Source organism: Terriglobales bacterium, from assembly GCA_035624475.1.
Classification (GTDB): Bacteria; Acidobacteriota; Terriglobia; order Terriglobales; family Acidobacteriaceae; genus DASPRL01.
On record DASPRL010000250.1, the window covers coordinates 1 to 17417 of the forward strand.

The 17417-nt window shown below is 68.0% G+C and carries 16 protein-coding genes; 8 read left to right on the forward strand and 8 right to left on the reverse strand.

The genetic code is table 11. The features are described 5' to 3' along the window. From VEG08_10155 to VEG08_10170, 4 genes are all read right to left on the reverse strand, one after another. A partial coding sequence (locus tag VEG08_10155) for a hypothetical protein (protein ID HXZ28346.1) occupies positions 1–234 on the reverse strand: 234 nt, incomplete at its 3' end. A gap of 1 nt (position 235) precedes the next feature. After that, positions 236–3010 carry a tetratricopeptide repeat protein gene (locus VEG08_10160; GenBank protein ID HXZ28347.1) on the reverse strand — a complete coding sequence of 925 codons (2775 nt, stop codon included), beginning with the start codon at positions 3008–3010 and terminating at the stop codon, positions 236–238. Continuing rightward, the gene (locus VEG08_10165) at positions 2997–4430 is read right to left on the reverse strand and encodes a glycosyltransferase (GenBank protein ID HXZ28348.1); all 1434 of its coding nucleotides are present in this window, start codon (positions 4428–4430) and stop codon (positions 2997–2999) included. Before VEG08_10165 ends, VEG08_10160 begins: the two co-directional genes overlap by 14 nt. A 2-nt stretch (positions 4431–4432) precedes the next feature. Then, complete coding sequence (locus VEG08_10170) at positions 4433–5968, reverse strand: HEAT repeat domain-containing protein (protein HXZ28349.1); 1536 nt, start codon at positions 5966–5968, stop codon at positions 4433–4435. Positions 5969–6229: 261 nt separating this feature from the next. On the opposite strand from VEG08_10170, the gene rpiB reads away from it, so the two are divergent. Further along, complete coding sequence (gene rpiB, locus VEG08_10175) at positions 6230–6712, forward strand: ribose 5-phosphate isomerase B (protein HXZ28350.1); 483 nt, start codon at positions 6230–6232, stop codon at positions 6710–6712. Continuing rightward, on the forward strand, positions 6705–7313 hold the full coding sequence (locus VEG08_10180; protein ID HXZ28351.1) for an HAD family phosphatase: 609 nt from the start codon (positions 6705–6707) through the stop codon (positions 7311–7313). The genes rpiB and VEG08_10180 overlap by 8 nt, the downstream gene beginning before the upstream one ends. A gap of 15 nt (positions 7314–7328) precedes the next feature. On the opposite strand, the gene VEG08_10185 is transcribed toward VEG08_10180, so the two are convergent. From VEG08_10185 to VEG08_10200, 4 genes are all read right to left on the reverse strand, one after another. Next, complete coding sequence (locus VEG08_10185; protein HXZ28352.1) at positions 7329–8405, reverse strand: carboxypeptidase regulatory-like domain-containing protein; 1077 nt, start codon at positions 8403–8405, stop codon at positions 7329–7331. A gap of 139 nt (positions 8406–8544) precedes the next feature. Beyond that, positions 8545–8751 (reverse strand): twin-arginine translocase TatA/TatE family subunit, encoded by a 207-nt coding sequence (tatA, locus tag VEG08_10190; protein HXZ28353.1) that lies wholly within the window; start codon positions 8749–8751, stop codon positions 8545–8547. Between the two features lie 109 nt (positions 8752–8860). Continuing rightward, positions 8861–9916, reverse strand: coding sequence for a carboxypeptidase regulatory-like domain-containing protein (locus tag VEG08_10195; GenBank protein HXZ28354.1), 1056 nt, complete (start codon positions 9914–9916; stop codon positions 8861–8863). Positions 9917–10048: 132 nt separating this feature from the next. Then, a complete protein-coding gene (locus VEG08_10200) occupies positions 10049–10294 on the reverse strand; it encodes a hypothetical protein (protein ID HXZ28355.1) in 246 nt (81 codons plus the stop codon). Between the two features lie 225 nt (positions 10295–10519). Between VEG08_10200 and VEG08_10205 the strand changes: the two genes are divergently transcribed. From VEG08_10205 to VEG08_10230, 6 genes are all read left to right on the forward strand, one after another. Continuing rightward, positions 10520–11218: a cytochrome c3 family protein gene (locus tag VEG08_10205; GenBank protein ID HXZ28356.1), complete on the forward strand. Its 699-nt coding sequence runs from the start codon at positions 10520–10522 to the stop codon at positions 11216–11218. Between the two features lie 21 nt (positions 11219–11239). Then, complete coding sequence (locus tag VEG08_10210) at positions 11240–14290, forward strand: TAT-variant-translocated molybdopterin oxidoreductase (GenBank protein ID HXZ28357.1); 3051 nt, start codon at positions 11240–11242, stop codon at positions 14288–14290. 2 nt (positions 14291–14292) lie between these two features. After that, complete coding sequence (gene nrfD / locus VEG08_10215) at positions 14293–15687, forward strand: NrfD/PsrC family molybdoenzyme membrane anchor subunit (GenBank protein HXZ28358.1); 1395 nt, start codon at positions 14293–14295, stop codon at positions 15685–15687. After that, positions 15684–16220, forward strand: coding sequence for a DUF3341 domain-containing protein (locus VEG08_10220; GenBank protein ID HXZ28359.1), 537 nt, complete (start codon positions 15684–15686; stop codon positions 16218–16220). Before nrfD ends, VEG08_10220 begins: the two co-directional genes overlap by 4 nt. Before the next feature lie 10 nt (positions 16221–16230). Next, on the forward strand, positions 16231–16827 hold the full coding sequence (locus VEG08_10225) for a cytochrome c (protein ID HXZ28360.1): 597 nt from the start codon (positions 16231–16233) through the stop codon (positions 16825–16827). Further along, positions 16824–17417 (forward strand): hypothetical protein (locus tag VEG08_10230; protein HXZ28361.1); only part of this gene is annotated, 594 nt, incomplete at its 3' end. The genes VEG08_10225 and VEG08_10230, both read left to right, overlap by 4 nt.

The window sequence follows — 17417 nt, forward strand, 5'->3', positions numbered from 1 at the left end:
GAGCACGATGCCGTAGAGGGTGCGGGCATCGCTGTCGGTGGGGTCCTGCTTGAGGTATTCCTGCAGGATGGCCAGGGCCTGGGCGCGGTGCTCGCGCCCGCTGTAAGCCAGAGCGCGGGCCTTGGCCACCGGGTCCTGGGACGGGGCCTGCGCCCGCAGCACTCCGGGCGCTGCCGCCAGGAGCAGCAAGAATGCCAGGTGCTTCAGCATGGAAAAGGGACGCGTTCGCCTCATTTCATCTCACCCCGGCCGCGCGGTCAATCGCGGCGCGGCCCGCCGGCTTTCCCCCCGGCGCCTGCGGGCCGACCAGGAATTCTCTCTGCATCTCGTAGTAGGCTTTTTTCATGTAAAGGTCCGGCGGCCCCACCGCGTTCCACCCGGACCAGGTGAAGGTGCGGGGCGGCGCCAGCTTCTCCCCGGAAACGCCAGGCACGGAAGCGGCCACCGCCGCCCGCGACCAGTCGCTGCCGCCGGGCGCCAGGGCAAAGACGCTGATCTCGACCCCGGGGCTGACGGCCGAGCGCACTCCGGTGTCGTCGTCGTAGCCGAAGAAGGCGCGCAGGCTGGAGGGATCGGTGACCAGCAGCTTCCCCCAGGCGATGCGGACCAACAGGGCGTTGTGCTTCAGGTCGGCGTACCACTCCGCCAGGGAATCGTAGTCGGAGGCGGCGGGGTTGCCGTCGCCATAGTGGAAGAGGCTGGCGCTGCCCCCCGGCCCGGCCGGGTACTCGAGAAAGCGTCCCGCGGGCACCAGCTTGACGGAGAAGCCGGGACGATAGGACATCTGCACCTCGTTGGGGTAATCGCCGCGCGCCGCCACCACGTAGGGGTTGTAGTTCTCCGCCACCAGCAGGCGGGACTGCGCCGGCTCTCCCAGATAGAGGAGGAAGTCGGCCCCGGAGGGCAGGGCCAGGCCGCCGAAGGGCAAGCGCTGCAGGCCGGCGTGGCCGGGCAGAGTGTTGAGGACGATGGCGTAGGCGGCCTGGTCGAAGTGGGTCTTGCCGTCGTGGCGCCCGCCCACGCAGTCGAGGCAGGCCAGGCCGATGCGCAGATACAGGTAGGCCTCGTCGGCGGCCGCCTGCACGCTCTGGATCTGGCGCTCGGCGTCGTAAGGGTCGTGCAAGGCCGCGCCCTGGGACGCCCCGTAGAGTTTGGGCTGCTGGTCCCAGGCGGCGGTGTCGCCGGCGAAGAAGCGCCAGCCGCGGGTGCGATAGCCGATGAGACCATAGCTCTTGTTAGGATCCAGCTCGTTGGTCCAGAGGGGAGCGCGGTCGGGCGGGCTCTCGAAGCCCTGCGGCATCCAGCCTTGGCGATACCACTCGTCGGCCAGCTCGAAGACGATGCCGCCGGCGCAGCCGGCGTCGTGGATGGTGGCATCCAGCCGCACCAGGATCTGCGCCTGCGCGTCTTCCGAGTGCCCGCCCTGGTTCCACCCGTTGACCTGCACGCGGCGCACGCCCAGGGCGGTGGAGATGCCGTAGTCGGTCACCACCAGCGGCAGCGAGATGCGGCTGCGGAGCGCGCGCAGATAGCCGGCCACGGGGTTGGGACCGAGGCTGTCGCGGGCGCGCAGATACTCGGGCTCGCGGGTGAGCGACTCCGGGAAGTACGGGAAGGCGACGTAGGCGGCGAACAAACCCGCCGGGAAGGCGGGGGTGGCGCGCAGCGACTCCTCGGTCAGGGCGCCCCGCTTGGGATCGGTCTGCGGCCCGTTGATCAGGGCCACCGGATGCTGCCAGTTGTAGGTCGAGGTCTCGTACTCGACCAGGTAGTCGAGCATCTGCGCGTACCAGACCTCGGAGGCGCTGCCTTGCTCGAGGGAAACGTATCTTCCCGAGTAGCTGGTCTGGCCGGCATTGAGCACATCGGTCTGGCTGAGGGTGGCGGGATCGAGTTCGCCGCCCAGCAGGATGCCCACCACCGCCGGGGAGATGTCCTGGTCGTAGATGCCGCCGCCGCGGCCGGGAGTGGGCGGCACCTCGCCGCGCCCGTGCAGGGCATCCACCACCCCGCGAATGTGGGCGCGCATGGCCTCCACGTACCGGGGCGTGTACAGGTCGTGGTCGGGGGGCTCGTCCACCCACACCTGCTGTAGCAGGCCCATGCTCCCGCCCGCCGCCCGGTAGTGCTGGAAGGCGCGATAGAAGGCCGGCGGCAGCAGGGTGTAGGCACGCAGGGTGTTGGCGTTCATCTGCGAAGCCAGCCGCACCCAGGTGAGATAGAGGTCGCCCTGCGTGGGCTGGGAAAGAGGATAGTAGCCGGGGGCGCCCGCTCCCAGGTCCACGCCGTTGACATAGAACTTCTGCCAGCCGGAGGCGGAGGCGCGCCACAGGGCGCCGTCGGCGGCGCGGAAGGGCATGCGCAACCGGGGGGCGCGCTGGGGCGCCGGCAGGGCAGCCGGCAGGGCGTCGCCCTCGAAGCCCTGGGTGCCATAGATGGTGGTCAGGGCGAGCCGGGCGGCGGTGCCATAGTTCTTGTCGTGCTCCAATCGGCGGTAGAGGGCGGCGGCGGCCAGGTACTGGCCCTCCTGTTGCAGGGCGCCGGCGGCCAGGATCATCACGTTGGGATCGCTCTGGCGCCGGCCCAGCAGCTTGGAAAGCAATTGCGGATCGAGCTTGCCGCGCCCCGTCTCCAGGGCGACGAAGGAGGCCCCCATCTGCGCTTCCTCCAGACGGGGATCGATGCGCAGGGCGCGGGTGAAATAGAAGCGGGCTTCTTCCCAGCGCTTCAGCTTGAGGTTGGTCCAGCCCATCATGATGATGACGTCGACGGCGTTGGGAGAGATCTCGTAGGCGCGGGTGAACTGGCGCAGCGCCGGCAAGTACTGCCCCGACTGGTAGAGGGCGACCCCCTGCTCGTAGAAGGGGCGGTACTGCGGCTTCCAGTGGAACTCCCACAGGCCGATGAGGAGGAAGAACAGGAGCATGCCCAGGAAGACGCGGTTGCCGAAGAACCAGCGGTTGCGCGCGCGCAGGCGCATCTTCGACTTGGGCAGGCTAGGCGCGCTCATGCTCCGCCAGTCTCGCCGCCAGCCCGCGGTGGGCCACCAGCTCCCACTTCTTCTTGCCCAGGAAGTAGGAGAGCACACCCTGCGCCCGGAAGAAGGTGACCATCTGCCGGTAGCCGACGTTCTCGATCACCGCGAAGGCCATCAGGATGAGCACGTGGTGGAGCTTGGGATAGCGGCGCAGGGTGGTCTCCTCCAGCAGCACCGAGCCCATGGAGAGCAGGGTGCCGTAGCCCACGGCCAGGAACATGAGCAGCAGGAAGAGGGAGAAGGGCATGGCGCCGATGAGGAAAGAGAAGGGGATGAGGATGGTGCCGGCGGCCTCGATGACGCAGCCCACCGCCTCGATGAAGGCGTGGAAGGGCATGCTGAGCAGGCCCACGGCGCGATAGCGCGGGCTCAGGATCATGTCGTTGTGCTTCATCACCGTCTGCATCAGGCCGAGCTGCCAGCGGCGGCGCTGGCGCGCCAGCATGCGCACGGTGTGCGGGGCCTCGGTCCAGCAGATGGGATCGGTGGTGAAGACCATGCGGTACTTCCACTTCATGGTGCGCAGGAAGCGGTGCAGGACGGCGATCATGTCCACGTCCTCGGTGACGGTGTCGGTGGTGAAGCCGCCGGCCAGGATGACGGTCTCCTTGTGCAGCATGCAGAAGGCGCCGGAGACGATGAAGGTGGCGTTGAGGAAGTTCCAGGCGGGACGGCCGAAGAGGAAGGTGCGAATGTACTCCACCACCTGGCAGCGCTCGATCCAGGTGCGGGGGAGGTTGATCTCGGTGATCTGCCCGTCCTCCACCTTGGAGCCGTTGGCGATGCGAACCACGCCGCCGGAGACCACCACCTGCACCGCGGAGTGGACGATGGGAGCCATGAGGCGGAGCAGGGCCTCGCGCTCGATGAGGGAGTCGGCATCCACGGTGCAGAAGTAGGAGGAGCGGGCCATGTTGATGCCGGCGTTGAGGGCGTCGGGCTTGCCGCCGTTGGGCTTGACGATCACCAGCAACTCGGGCTGCTGGCTGTTGTAGTAGAAGGCGTAGGGCCGCTTGGCGGGGACCGACTCGCGGTAGATCAGGTCCATGCGCTCCAGCTGGAACTCGTCGATGAGGCGCTCCAGGGTGGCGTCGGTGGAGCCGTCGTCCACCACGATGATCTCCTTCTCCGGGTAGTGCAGGTCGAGCAGGCAGCGCACCGTCTGCACGACGGCCTTCTCCTCGTTGTGGCAGGGCACGATCAGGGCCACCGGGGGTGTGACCGGGGAGTCGGCGATGTCGGCATAGCCGCGCCGCCCCGCGAACTTGGCGTGCAGCGAGACGGTGTAGAGCGACATGAGCATCAGCACCGTGTACACCCCGTTGGTGACCACGAAGTAGGTCAGGATGACGGCGTTGACGTAGTCGAAGAAGTGGAGGACGCTCTCGTGCATGGCTAGTCCCCCCCCTCCGGGGCCGCGGCCCGCAGGTGCCCGCCGGAGGCGGTGGCCAGCTTCTGCAGCAGGAAATCGGCGCGGGCGCCCAGCGCGCCCACGTCGGCGGCCCGGATCTGCGCCAGGTGGCGGACGAAATCGTCGGTGGGAGCGGCGGCCAGCGCTTCCATGAGCTGCAGGCGGGCCTCGGGCGCCACTCCCGGCGACAGCAGCGCCGAGTTCAGCAGCGAGGTCTTGCCCAGGATGGCCAGCTTCTGGCAGACCACCGCCGCCAGCTCGGCATCCTTCTCCGAGACCAGCGCGGCCACCAGATCCTGGGTGAGCCCGGCGCGCTGGATCTCCTCCGCGATCTGCTCGCTGGAGTACTGGTCGGTGGTGCCCACGAAGCACTTGTAGAGTTCGTCCACGCCGGCCACGCCGAACGCGGTGAGGGCCTTGGCGGAGGCCTCGCGCACCCGCCAGCGCGGGTCCCCCATCCGCCGTACCAGGTCGGGGACGATCTCGAGGTAGCGGCGGTCGGCGCAGGCGCGCACGCTGTGCAGGCGCACGAACTCGTTGTCGTCTCGCAGCAATTGGCGCAGGGCCTGCAAGGCGCGGCCGTCTCCGAAGCGCCCGATCACCGCCGCGGCCCGTGCCCGCACGTCCGGGTAGGGGTCCGCCACCACCTTCTCGAGGAAGGCCTCGTAGATCTCGGGCGAGAAGTCGTTCTTGTTGAGCAGGGTCTCCTGGGCGGCGCGGTTGGCGATCTCGCGCACCGTGTCCACCACGAAGAAGCGCATGCGCCAGTTGGGGTGGCTCAGGTAGGGGACGAAGTGGTAGAGGTCCTCGAGCTGGTAGCAGATGAGGGTGGACTTGGTGGTGCGCAGGGAGACGTCGTTGCCGGCGGCGATGGCCTTCTCCAGCTCCTGCAGCAGCAGGGGGATGACCACGGGGTGGCGGTGCTGCCCCATGGCGTAGATGGCGATCTGGCGCACGTCGGTGCCGGGATCGTGCAGGGCCTCGGCGGAGAAGACGATGGCGAAATCGGGGGCCAGGCGTCCCAGATGGTCGACGGCCAGGGCGCGCGGCACCGAGAACAGCCGGATGCGGCGCACGAAGTTGAAGGTCCCCTTCCGCACCCCCAGCGTGACCTGGGTCTTGTCGGAGCGCAGGGCGTGCTGGATGAGCTGGCGGGCGCGTCTCTTGCCGAAGGCAGTGCGCGCCCAGCGTTCCACAAAGCCGATGGCGAAGAGCAGTTCGGTGACGCGCACCGTGTTGTCGCCGTGGGCCACCGCCAGCAGCATCTCCTCCAGGGCGTCGCGCTCGGCCTCGGAGGTAGCGTCCTGCAGCAGGGCGGCGGCCCGTTCCACCGTCAGCCGCGCGGCCGCGAAGTCGTTCACCACCGGGCGGTAGCGCTCGCGGGCGGCGTCCTTCCCGATGTAGTAGCGGTTGTGCGAGATGCGCCGGTAGAAGAGAAAGCACAGGAAGACCAGGTTCACGCTCACCACCGTGAACAAGAGCCACAACACCAGCGTGGTCAGGTCTTCCAGCAGCAGCAAGGCGGCTTCCGTTTCCGCTCCCGATGGAGCGGGAGCGTTCCCAAGGTGTGTTCCGCAGAACAGCCGGCGCGCCGGCCGAGGACGGACCTCTGGCGCCCAGGCCGGCACCAGCGATTTCCGGAGCGGGCGAGTATAGCAGAACAGTAAACAGCCCCAAGCTCTCGGCAGTAACGTATCGCGGTTACTATTGGTGCGCGGACGCCGCGGCGGCAGAACCCCGTAGAATGTCCCTTTCGCCAGGACGCGTCCGGGAGGTGCAGAGTGCGAATCGCGATCGCCGCAGATCACGCCGGCTATCCCTTGAAGCAGGAGTTGGCCGCATGGTTGCGCCAGGCCGGCCACCAGGTCCTCGACCTGGGGACGGAGAGCGTCGAGCCGGTGGACTATCCCGACTACGCCGAGGCGGCGGGTCAGGCGGTGCTGGAGAAGCGGGCCGAGCGCGGCATCCTGATCTGCGGCAGCGGCGTGGGCGCGGCGGTGGCGGCCAACAAGCTGCCCGGGATCCGCGCCGGGCTCTGCCACGACACCTACTCGGCGCACCAGGGCATGGAGCACGACGCCATGAACGTGCTGGTGCTGGGAGCGCGGGTGATCGGCGTGGAACTGGCCAAGGAGCTGGCGCGCAGCTACCTGGGCGCGGAGTTCAGCGGCGAGGCCCGCCACCGGCGGCGCCTGCAGAAGATCACGGCGCTGGAGGAGCGCTCCGCGCGCGGCTCCGGGGGAGGAGGTGCCGGCCGTGGCTAATGTCCGCACCCTCTTCTGGGACGTGGGCGGGGTGCTGCTCTCCAACGCCTGGGACCACGAGCAGCGCACGCGCGCCCTGGAACATTTCCATCTGGAAGAGAGCGAGTTCCAGGAGCGTCACGAGATGGTGGTCTCGCGCTTCGAGACGGGGCGGCTGACCCTGGCCGGCTACCTGGAGCGCACCGTCTTCTTCCGCCCGCGCAGCTTCACGCGGGGAGACTTCACCGCGTACCTGTTCGCGCTCTCCCAGCCCAAGCCGGAATCCCTGGCGCTGGCCCAGGAACTGGCGGAGCGGGGACGCTGGCAGATGGCCACCATCAACAACGAGTCGCGGGAGCTGAACCTGTACCGCATCCAGCAGTTCGGCCTGCGCGACCTCTTCCGGGTCTTCTTCAGCTCCTGCTTCGTGAAGCTGCGCAAGCCCGACGAGGCCATCTACGAGCTGGCCCTGGCCATGACCCAGCGGGAGCCGCAGGAGTGCGTCTTCATCGACGATCGCGAGGTCAACCTGGAGAGCGCACGCCGCCTGGGGATGCACGCGCTGCACTTCCGCAGCGCCTCCCAACTGCGCCAGGAGCTGCACAAGCTGGGCGTGCGCTGAGGAGGCGCAGGGAAGCTATCCGCCGAGGCGGGCCAGCTGCGCCTTGGCTTCGTCGGCGTAGGCGCCGCCGGGCTGCAGCGTCAGGTACTGGTGCAGCGCCTCCGCCGCCCCCGCCGGCGGCACCAGCTTGCCGTTCACCAACTGCGCCTGCCTCATCAGAGCGGCACCCTTGAAGTAGTAGGCCTCGGCCAGCTTGGGATCGGCGGCGATGGCCTTGTTGAAGGCGGCCAGGGCGTCGCTGTCGCGGGAGGCGTTGTTCAGCAGCATGCCCTCGTAGAGATAGTAGCGGCCGGCGCCGGCGGGATCGGCCACGGCCGCGGAGTCGAACTCGGTGACGGCTTCGTCCACCTTGCCCAGCTTGGAGAGGGCCACCGCCAGATTCTGGTGGAAGGGGGCCTCGCTGGGCTTGAGCGCCACCGCCTTGGTGTAGGCGTCGGCCTGCAGCTCCGACTTGCCTTGCTTGTAATAGGCCAGCCCCATGGTGGCCCATACGCCAGCATCCATCGGGACCATGTGCGTGACTTCGGTGAGGGTGGCCACCACTGCGTCCCAGTTGCCTTCCCGCTGCGCCGCCTGGGCCTCCTGGATCTTGGCATTGACCGCCTTGACCAGCTTCTCGTCCTGCTGAGGAGCCGCGGCCGACATCTTCTGCAGTTCCTCCAGCGCCTTCTGCTGGGCGGGAGTCAGAGGGATGGGCACCCCGCCGCCGACCTCGGTGACCTTGCCGATGGTGATGTCGAGCTTGTTCTCGTAGGAGGCGTCGCGCTCCTCGGCGACGCGCTCGCGGTTGCCGGTCCCGAAGTGGATCTCATAGGCGTCGATGGTCCACAGCTTCTGCCCGTCCTTGGAGATATCGACCCGGTAGCGCCCGGCCACGACTCCCAACTGGGTGTAGAAGCCGCCCTTGTCGGTCTTGGTGGAGTAACGGGCGCCGGTGCCGATGCCGATGAACTCGATGGTGGCGCCCGCCACCGGCTTGCCCTGGGCGTCGGTGATCGTTCCCTTGACGATGCAGGTTCCGGTGCCAGCCGCCGACGCCGGCAGCGTGGCCAGGACCAGGCACGCCAGGACCAGGATGCAATGTCTTTTCATGACCTACCTCTGTGCTCGCGCGAAAGGGCGAGCGTCGACGAGATTCTCCTACTTCTTCGGATCAGGAAGCAAGGCCGACCCCACGGGAGCCGGAGCAGACAGGGCAGCAGAGGATGGCGCGAGCGGGCGCCGGGATGGGTCAGCTCTTGACTTCCTTGTTCTGGTCCTTGGACGCGTCGCTCGAGGCCTGGTTCTGCGGGGGAGCGTCCTTCATGGCATCGCGGAAGCCGCGAATGCCCTCGCCCAGGCCCTTGCCCAATTCGGGCAGCCGCCTGGGGCCAAACACCAGCAGGGCGATCACCAGGATCACCAACAGGTGCGTGGGTTGAAAAAGCCCTTCCAGCATACGACCTCCCTCAGCGACAGACTACCACGGTATCGGAGCCGGGGGGGAGGAGTCAATCCGCCCGCTAGTTCGTGGGGGGGCGGAGCAAGCCTGGGCGCAGGCCCGACGTCTACCCGCCCACCCGGCCCAGCTGCGCTTTGGCCGAAGCCGCGTACCTGCCGTTGGGATCCAATTCCAGGTACTTCTTGAAGGCCTCCGCCGTGCCCGCCGGGGCCACCAGCTTGCCGTTCTCCGTCTTGGCCTGCGCGATCAGGTTCACGCCCTTGTAGTAATACGGGTCGGCAAAGCTGGGGCTGGCAGCAATGGCCTTGTCGAAGGCGGCCACCGCCTGTTGCGGCTGCTTGTGATCGGAGAACAGGAGGCCGGCGTAATAGTAGTACGTGCCGGCCTTGCTGGGATCGGCGAGTGCGGCGGAGTTCATCTCAGCGACCGCCTCGTCAATCTTGCCGGTCTTGGAGTAGGCCTTGCCCAGGAGCTGGTGGTAGCCGGCAGCGCCCGGTCGCAGGGCTACCGCCTTTTCCAGGGCCGCGACCGCCTCATCCCACTTCCCCGTCATGGCGAGTCCATAGCCGGTCAGGGCCCAAGCCTGGTCGTTGAGCGGAAACGCGGTGGTGACCTCGGCGAGCATCGTAGCCGCCTGGTCGAAGTTGCCGGCCGCCTGGGCAGCCTGCGCCGCTGCCAGCTTGTCCTTCACGCCCTTGTCGTCCTTCTTGGGAGTGCTGGCTGCCAGCTTGTTGAGCTCATCCAGGGCCTTCTGCTGCACCGGAGTCAGGGGCACCGGACTCACCGGCAGCGTGAGGGGAGCGGAAGCCGCAGAGGCTCCGCTGGGCGGGCCGGTGGTGATAGTGAGCGGCGTGGGATTGCTGCTGTAGGAAACGGGGTAGCTGGCTTGGCCACCGATCTGCTGGCCGTCCTTGGTGACGGTGACGCGGTACACGTCTTCCTTCACCCCCACGCGCAGGAACTCGCCTTTCTTGTCGGTCTTGACGGAAAAGCTGGCGCCGGTGTTGGCGCCCTGGAAGGCGACGGTGGCGCCCACCACGGGATTGCCCTGCGGGTCGGTGATCTTGCCCGAAATGGTGGCGCTCTCGCCCTGCGCCGCGGCCAGAAGGCTGGCGGCGAGCAGGAAACCGGCTGCCAGGATGATGAAGACGCGCTTGTTCATGAATTCTCCTTCGAGGAGGCTCGCATCTGCCGGAAACGAGCGCCCGCCAGCAGGCCGGGGCCGCACCCAGCCAAGCGGGTGCGGCGTTTTCATTCTACGGGGGCCGCGGAGAGTCAGGCAAGCCGGAGGGCGCTAGCCAAGGCGCGCCAGCCGGGCCTGGAGATCGGCGAGGGCCGCCTCCAGGAGGCTGCGATGGCGGGGATGGCGGCAGCCCTCCAGTTGCTGCAGCACGCGGCGGCGGGAGAGTTCCAGACCCTGCTGCAGGCGGCGGCGCTCGGCCTGCCGGGGATCGAGGGGCGGCCGCGCCTCCAGCGGCGGCGCCGAGGCGGCCGCTTCCCTCTGTTCCTCGACCGACTTGCTCTCCCAGCCGCGGGCCACGGCAGCGATTATACGGCGCGGCGGCCGGCCAAAACGAAATCCCGGGTGAGGAAGACAAGCAATCCCTTGGCGGAGCGGAGGTTTTTGTTATAATTCGGCGTTTTTTGAGGCGGCTGTCCTCACGCGCCTTGGTGACAGCCGTCACTCCCAGAAGTGATAGGCGGAAGCGGTACCACCCGGCCGCGCCGTCTCCGCGGTGCGGCCTTCGCGGATCGCCGACTTCACATGGCCCAGATCTTCCATCGCAGCACCAACACCATCTCGCGCTTTTCCATCTTTGGCGTGATCTTCGTGGTGGCGGCGGTGGCGGCCTCCATCGGCGAGATCCAGCACTCCCTCTACGTGACCGGGGCGATGGAAGCGCGGCAGCAGCCTGTCCCCTTCAGCCACCAGCACCACGTGGCCGGGCTGGGCCTGGACTGCCGCTACTGCCACACCTCGGTGGAGACTTCCAGCTACGCCGGCCTGCCGCCCACCAAGACCTGCATGAACTGCCACGCCCAGATCTGGACCAACGCGGCCATGCTGGAGCCGGTGCGGGCCAGCTTCCGCAGTGGCCAGTCGCTGCACTGGATCCGGGTGAACGATCTGCCCGACTTCGTCTATTTCGATCACAGCATCCACCTCCACAAGGGCATCGGCTGCGACTCCTGCCACGGCCCGGTGGACCGCATGCCGCTGATGTACCAGGCCAAGTCGCTGCAGATGGATTTCTGCCTGGATTGCCACCGCGCCCCGCAGAAGTACATCCGGCCGCGCGACCAGGTCTTCAACATGGAGTACCAGCTCCCCAGCAGCGAGCATCCGGTGACCGTCTCGGGGCAGAGTTACACCGACCAGGCAACGCTGGGGGAGGCGCTGCTGCGGCAGTACCAGGTGCGCAGCGTGCGCGACATCACCAGTTGTTCCACCTGCCATCGCTAGCGGGCGGGCGAGAGTTAAGGAATGGGAGCAGAGAACCAAGACGGGAAGTCGCCAGACCGGCCGGCGGATCCGCCCTGCGCGGAGAAGAAGAGGCTGGAACTGGCGGAAGTGCGGGCGCGGCTGGAAGCGGCCAAGGGGCCCAGGTACTGGCGCACCCTGGAGGAGCTGAGCGCGAGCGCGGGCTTCGACGAGCTGATGCAGCGCGAGTTTCCGCGCCAAGCCTCGGAGTGGCTGGACCCGGTGACCCGGCGCGGCTTCCTCAAGCTGATGGGCGCCTCCATGGCGCTGGCGGGGCTGGCCGGTTGCACCCGGCAGCCGTTGGAGACCATCGTCCCCTACGTGCGCCAGCCCGAAGACCTGGTGCTGGGCAAGCCCCTCTACTTCGCGACCGCCATCCCGCTCAGCGGGATCGCGGCCCCGGTGCTGGTCAAGAGCAACGAGGGCCGGCCCACCAAGGTGGAAGGGAATCCCGAGCATCCCGCCAGCCTGGGCGCTTGCGACGTCTTCGCCCAGGCCTCGGTGCTCTCGCTCTATGATCCTGACCGCGCCCAGACCGTCACCTACCTGGGGGAGCCGCGCTCCTGGGGGACACTCCTGGGAGCGCTGCAGGGACCGCTGGCCACGCAGAAGGCGTTGAAGGGCGCCGGCCTGCGCATCCTCACCGAGACGGTGACCTCACCCACGCTCGCCGGCCAGTTGCAGGCGCTGCTGGCCATCTATCCCCAGGCGAAGTGGCACCGGTACGAGCCCGTGAACCGCGACAACGCGCGCGCGGGCGCGCTGGCCGCCTTCGGCGAATGCGTGGACACGCAGTACAAGCTGGAGAACGCGGACGTCATCCTCTCGCTCGACGCCGACATCCTCTCCGCCACCGGCCTGCCGGGCTCGGTGCGCTACTCCCGCGATTTCGCGGCGCGGCGCCGGCCGGAGAGCGCCAAGCTGAACCGCCTGTACGCGGTGGAGAGCACGCCCTCGAACACCGGCGCCAAGGCCGACCATCGCTTGGTGATGCGCTCGAGCGAGGTCGAGGGCTTCGCGCGCGCGCTGGTTCAGCAATGGGCGAACTGGAATAGTGGTGTTAGGGTCCCCGCGGCACAGGAGAAGTTCCTGGTGGCGGTGGCGAATGACCTGCAGATGCACCACGGGCGCAGCGTGGTGATTCCGGGCGAGGGGCAGCCGCCGGCGGTCCATCAACTCGCGCACAGCCTGAATCACGCCCTGGGCAACGTGGGCGCGACCGTGATCTACACCGACCCGGTGGAAGCGAATCCCGTAGACCAGATGGGCTCGCTGCGCGAATTAGTGGACGAGATGAACGCCGGCAAGGTGGACCTGCTGCTGATCCTGGGCGGCAACCCGGTCTTCACCGCGCCCGCCGACCTCGGCTTCGCCGCCGCCATGAACAAGGTGGAACTGCGCATCCAGCTTTCGCCCTACGACGACGAGACCACGGAATTCTGCCAGTGGCACATCCCCGAGTCGCACCCCCTGGAGGCCTGGAGCGACCTGCGCGCTTACGACGGCACGGTCTCGATCGTGCAGCCGCTGATCGCGCCGCTCTACGAGACCCGGAGCGCGCACGAGGTGGTGACGGCCCTCGCCGGGCAGGCGGGGCGCAGCGGCTATGAACTGGTGCGCGCCCACTGGCAAGGGCAGCACCCGGGAGCGGACTTCGAGGAGTTCTGGCGGCGCTCGGTGCACGACGGCTTCGTAGCGGGCACCGCCTTCCCGGCAAAGCCGGTCACGCTCAAGAACACGGCGTTGCCGCCCGCCCCCGCGCCCGGCGCCGGCATCGAGATCGTCTTCCGCCCCGATCCCACCATCTATGATGGGCGCTTCGCCAACAACGGCTGGCTGCAGGAACTGCCCAAGCCCATCCTGCGCACCACCTGGGACAACGTGGCGCTCATGAGCCCGGCCACCGCGCAGGCGATGGGCATCGATCCCTATCCCGAGGCGCGGCGTCCCCAGGACGTGGTGGAGATCCGCTACGGCGGGCGCCAGGTGACCGCCCCGGCGTGGGTGGTGCCGGGGCATCCCGACGACTGCGTCACCGTGCACTTCGGCTACGGGCGGCGGCGGGCGGGCCGCTCCGGGTCGAACGCCGGCTTCAACGCCTACGCGCTGCGCACCAGCGCCGCGCCCCACTTCGCGCCAGGCGCCACGCTGGTCCGCACCGGCGAGCAGCAGATGGTGGCCTGCACCCAGACCCACCAGCTCATGGAAGGACGCCACCAGGTACGCGTGGCCACGCTGGCCGAGTACGAGAAGGACCCCGACTTCGCGCAGAAGATGGTGGAGACGCCGCCCGCCGCCTTCACCCTGTACGAGCCGGTGAAGTACGACGGCTATGCCTGGGGGATGTCCATCGACCTGAATTCCTGCGTAGGCTGCAACGCCTGCGTGGTGGCCTGCCAGGCGGAGAACAACAGCCCGGTGGTGGGCCGCGAGCAGGTGATCCGCGAGCGCGAGATGCACTGGATCCGCCTGGACACCTACTTCGAGGGCGACGCCGCCGGGCCGCGCACCTACTTCCAGCCCGTCCCCTGCATGCAATGCGAAAACGCGCCCTGCGAGGTGGTGTGCCCGGTGGGGGCCACCAACCACAGTTCGGAAGGGCTGAACGACATGGTCTACAACCGCTGCGTGGGGACGCGCTACTGCTCCAACAACTGTCCCTACAAGGTGCGGCGCTTCAACTTCTTCCTGTACTCGGACTACACCACGCCCTCGCTGGAACTGCTGCACAACCCCGACGTCACCGTGCGCAGCCGCGGGGTGATGGAGAAGTGCACCTACTGCGTGCAGCGCATCAATCACGCGCGCATCCACGCCGAGGAGCAAGACCGCAAGATCCGGGACGGCGAGATCCAGACGGCGTGCCAGCAGGCGTGCCCCGCCGAAGCCATCGTCTTCGGCGACATCAACGACCAGGGCAGCCGGGTGGTGCAGCGCAAGGCGGACGCGCGCAACTACGGCCTGCTGGCCGACCTGAACACGCGCCCGCGCACCACTTACACCGCCCTGGTGCGCAATCCCAATCCCGAGCTGGAGAAGGAAGAGACAAGCTGAGCATGGCGGAGCCAAAACAACCCGGAGCGGGGAGCGGGACGGCCGAGAACGGCGCGGCGCCGGTGATCGCGCCGGGCTACAGCTTCGGCTCGGTCACCGACCAGATCAGCTCGCTGGTGCTGACCCGCAAGACCACGCTGGGGTGGCTGCTGGGCTTCGCCATCGGCTTCGCGCTGGTGATGGTGCTGCTGATGGCCACCGGCTACCTCTTCCTGCGCGGGGTGGGGATCTGGGGCATCGACGTGCCGGTGGCGTGGGGCTTCGCCATCGTCAACTTCGTGTGGTGGATCGGCATCGGGCACGCGGGCACGCTCATCTCCGCCATCCTGCTGCTGCTGCGGCAGAGCTGGCGCAACTCCATCAACCGCTTCGCTGAGGCCATGACCTTGTTCGCGGTGGCCTGCGCCGGCCTCTTCCCGCTGCTCCACCTGGGGCGCCCGTGGCTGTTCTACTGGCTCTTCCCTTATCCCAGCAGCATGGGAGTATGGCCGAACTTCCGCAGCCCGCTGGTGTGGGACGTGTTCGCGGTCTCGACGTATTTCACGGTCTCGCTGATGTTCTGGTTCGTGGGCCTGATCCCCGACCTGGCCACGCTGCGCGACCGCTCCCAGAACCGCTGGGCGCGGATGGTGTACGGCTTCCTGGCCATGGGCTGGCGGGGCTCGGCGCGCCACTGGAAGCGCTACGACGACGCCTACCTGCTGCTGGCCGGGCTGGCCACGCCGCTGGTGATCTCGGTGCACACCGTGGTCAGCTTCGACTTCGCGGTGGCCATCCTGCCGGGCTGGCACACCACCATCTTCCCGCCCTACTTCGTGGCCGGAGCCATCTACTCCGGCTTCGCCATGGTGCTGGTGTTGGCCATCCCCATCCGCAAGGTGTACGGGCTGGAAGGGCTGATCACCATGCGCCACCTGGAGAACTCGGCCAAGGTGATGCTGGCCACCGGGCTGATCGTGGCCTACGGCTACGCAGTGGAAGCCTTCATGGCCTGGTACAGCGGCAATCCCTACGACCTTTATATGACCGTGAACCGGGCGCTGGGGCCCTACCGGGTGCTGTACTGGCTGCTGATCGCGTGCAACATCGTGATCCCGCAGGCGCTGTGGGTGAAGAAGGTGCGCACCCGGCCGCTGCTGCTCTTCCTGGTCTCGCTGGTGGTGCTGCTGGGGATGTGGCTGGAGCGCTTCGTGATCGTGGTCATCAGCCTGCACCGCGACTACCTCCCGTCCTCCTGGGGCATGTACTACCCGACCATCTGGGATCTCGCCACCTTCTTCGGAACCATCGGGTTGTTCGTGGCCTGCATGTACCTGTTCATCCGCTTCTTGCCCATGATCTCCATCTTCGAGATGCGGACGCTGCTGCCGGAAGCCAAAGTGGAGGCAGGGGATTGAAACGCCCGCCCATCTACGGACTGCTGGCGGAGTTCGACTCGCCCACCGCGCTGGTCGCAGCGGCGCATCAGGCGCGCACGGCCGGCTATCGCCGCATGGACGGCTACAGCCCCTTCCCCATCGAGGAACTGGCGGAGGCGCTGGGCTTCGAGAAGAGCAGCGTGCCCATGGTGGTGCTGATCGGAGGCATCCTGGGTGGCAGCCTGGGCTACCTGATGCAGTACTGGATCTCGGTGATCAACTACCCGCTCAACATCGGAGGGCGGCCGCTGAATTCCTGGCCGGCGTTCATCGTCGTGACCTTCGAGATGACCATCCTGGGAGCGGCCCTGTTCACGGTGCTGGGCATGCTGGCGCTGAACGGGCTGCCCGAGCCCTACCATCCCGTCTTCAACGTGGAACGCTTCGCCTTCGCCACCCGCGACCGCTTCTTCCTGTGCATCGAGGCGCGCGATCCCCAGTTCGACCGCGCCGCCACTCAGAAGTTCCTGGAGGGCCTGAAGCCCAGGCAGGTGCTGGAGGTGCCGCATTAAGGTGAGCGCCATGGCGTGGCTGGGAGCGGGCCTGCTGCTGGGCCTGGTGGCGGGCTGCCGCCAGGACATGCAGAACCAGCCGCATATGATCCCTCTGCGGGAGAGCACGTTCTACGCCGACACGCGTTCGGCGCGTCCGCGGGTGGAGGGCACAGTGGCGCGCGGCGAACTGCAGGAGGACGCCTACCTCTCCACCGGCAAGATCGGCGGCAAGGACGGCGACCTCTTTCCCTTCCCCGTCACCCGCGAGGTCATGCAGCGCGGGCGCGAGCGCTACCAGATCTACTGCTCGCCCTGCCACTCCGAGCTGGGAGACGGCAATGGCATGATCGTGCAGCGCGGCCTTCGCCATCCTCCCGACTACACCATCCCGCGGCTGATGAACGCGCCGGTGGGGCACTTCTTCGATGTGATCACCAACGGCTTCGGGGCCATGCCCGACTACAGGGAGCAAGTGCCGGTGCGGGACCGCTGGGCCATCATCGCCTACATCCGGGCGCTGCAGTTGGCGCGACACGCTCCGCTGAGCGACGTCCCGGCCAGCGCGCGGCCCAAGCTGGGGCAGCCCATGCCGGCGCCTTCGCCAGAAGGAGTGGAACCGCAATGAGCGGCGCCCTGCCCATCCCGCCCGCCGAGCCCGCCGCCCAGGAGACGCTGGACCGAATCCAGAGGCGCTCCCTGGTGATCGGTGCCCTGGGAGTGCTCGCCTTGATCGTGGGCGCGGTGCTGGACCGCGAGCAGTTCTTCCGCTCGTATCTCGTGGGCTACATGCTGTGGGTGGGAGTGACGCTGGGCTGCCTGGCCATCCTGATGCTGCAGCACCTGTCGGGCGGGCGCTGGGGGCTGGCCATCCGCCGCACCCTGGAGGCGGGCAGCCGCAACCTCAAACTGATGGCGCTGCTGTTCCTCCCCGTGCTGCTGGGGATGGGCAAGCTCTACCCGTGGGTGAACCCGGGCGACGATCCCATCCTGCTGCACAAAGCCGCGTACATGAACCCCAAAATGTTCGTGGCGCGGGCCATCTTCTACTTTGTGGTGTGGGGGACGCTGGCGTGGCTGCTGAGCCGGTGGTCGGGGCAGCAGGACCAGGAGCCGGAGCGCGACCTGCGACTCCGCCTGCGCGGCGGGAGCGCCGCCGGGCTGCTGCTCTACGCCGCCACCGTCACCCTGGCTTCCATCGACTGGGTGATGTCGCTC

Bases quoted from the DNA above. Each gene is read 5' to 3' on its own strand.
- nrfD (HXZ28358.1), top strand. From the start codon at position 14,293: ATGGCGGAGCCAAAACAACCCGGAGCGGGGAGCGGGACGGCCGAGAAC.
- VEG08_10160 (HXZ28347.1), bottom strand. From the start codon at position 3,010: ATGAGCGCGCCTAGCCTGCCCAAGTCGAAGATGCGCCTGCGCGCGCGC.
- VEG08_10210 (HXZ28357.1), top strand. From the start codon at position 11,240: ATGGGAGCAGAGAACCAAGACGGGAAGTCGCCAGACCGGCCGGCGGAT.
- VEG08_10225 (HXZ28360.1), top strand. From the start codon at position 16,231: ATGGCGTGGCTGGGAGCGGGCCTGCTGCTGGGCCTGGTGGCGGGCTGC.
- VEG08_10165 (HXZ28348.1), bottom strand. From the start codon at position 4,430: ATGCACGAGAGCGTCCTCCACTTCTTCGACTACGTCAACGCCGTCATC.
- VEG08_10185 (HXZ28352.1), bottom strand. From the start codon at position 8,405: ATGAAAAGACATTGCATCCTGGTCCTGGCGTGCCTGGTCCTGGCCACG.
- VEG08_10205 (HXZ28356.1), top strand. From the start codon at position 10,520: ATGGCCCAGATCTTCCATCGCAGCACCAACACCATCTCGCGCTTTTCC.
- VEG08_10195 (HXZ28354.1), bottom strand. From the start codon at position 9,916: ATGAACAAGCGCGTCTTCATCATCCTGGCAGCCGGTTTCCTGCTCGCC.
- tatA (HXZ28353.1), bottom strand. From the start codon at position 8,751: ATGCTGGAAGGGCTTTTTCAACCCACGCACCTGTTGGTGATCCTGGTG.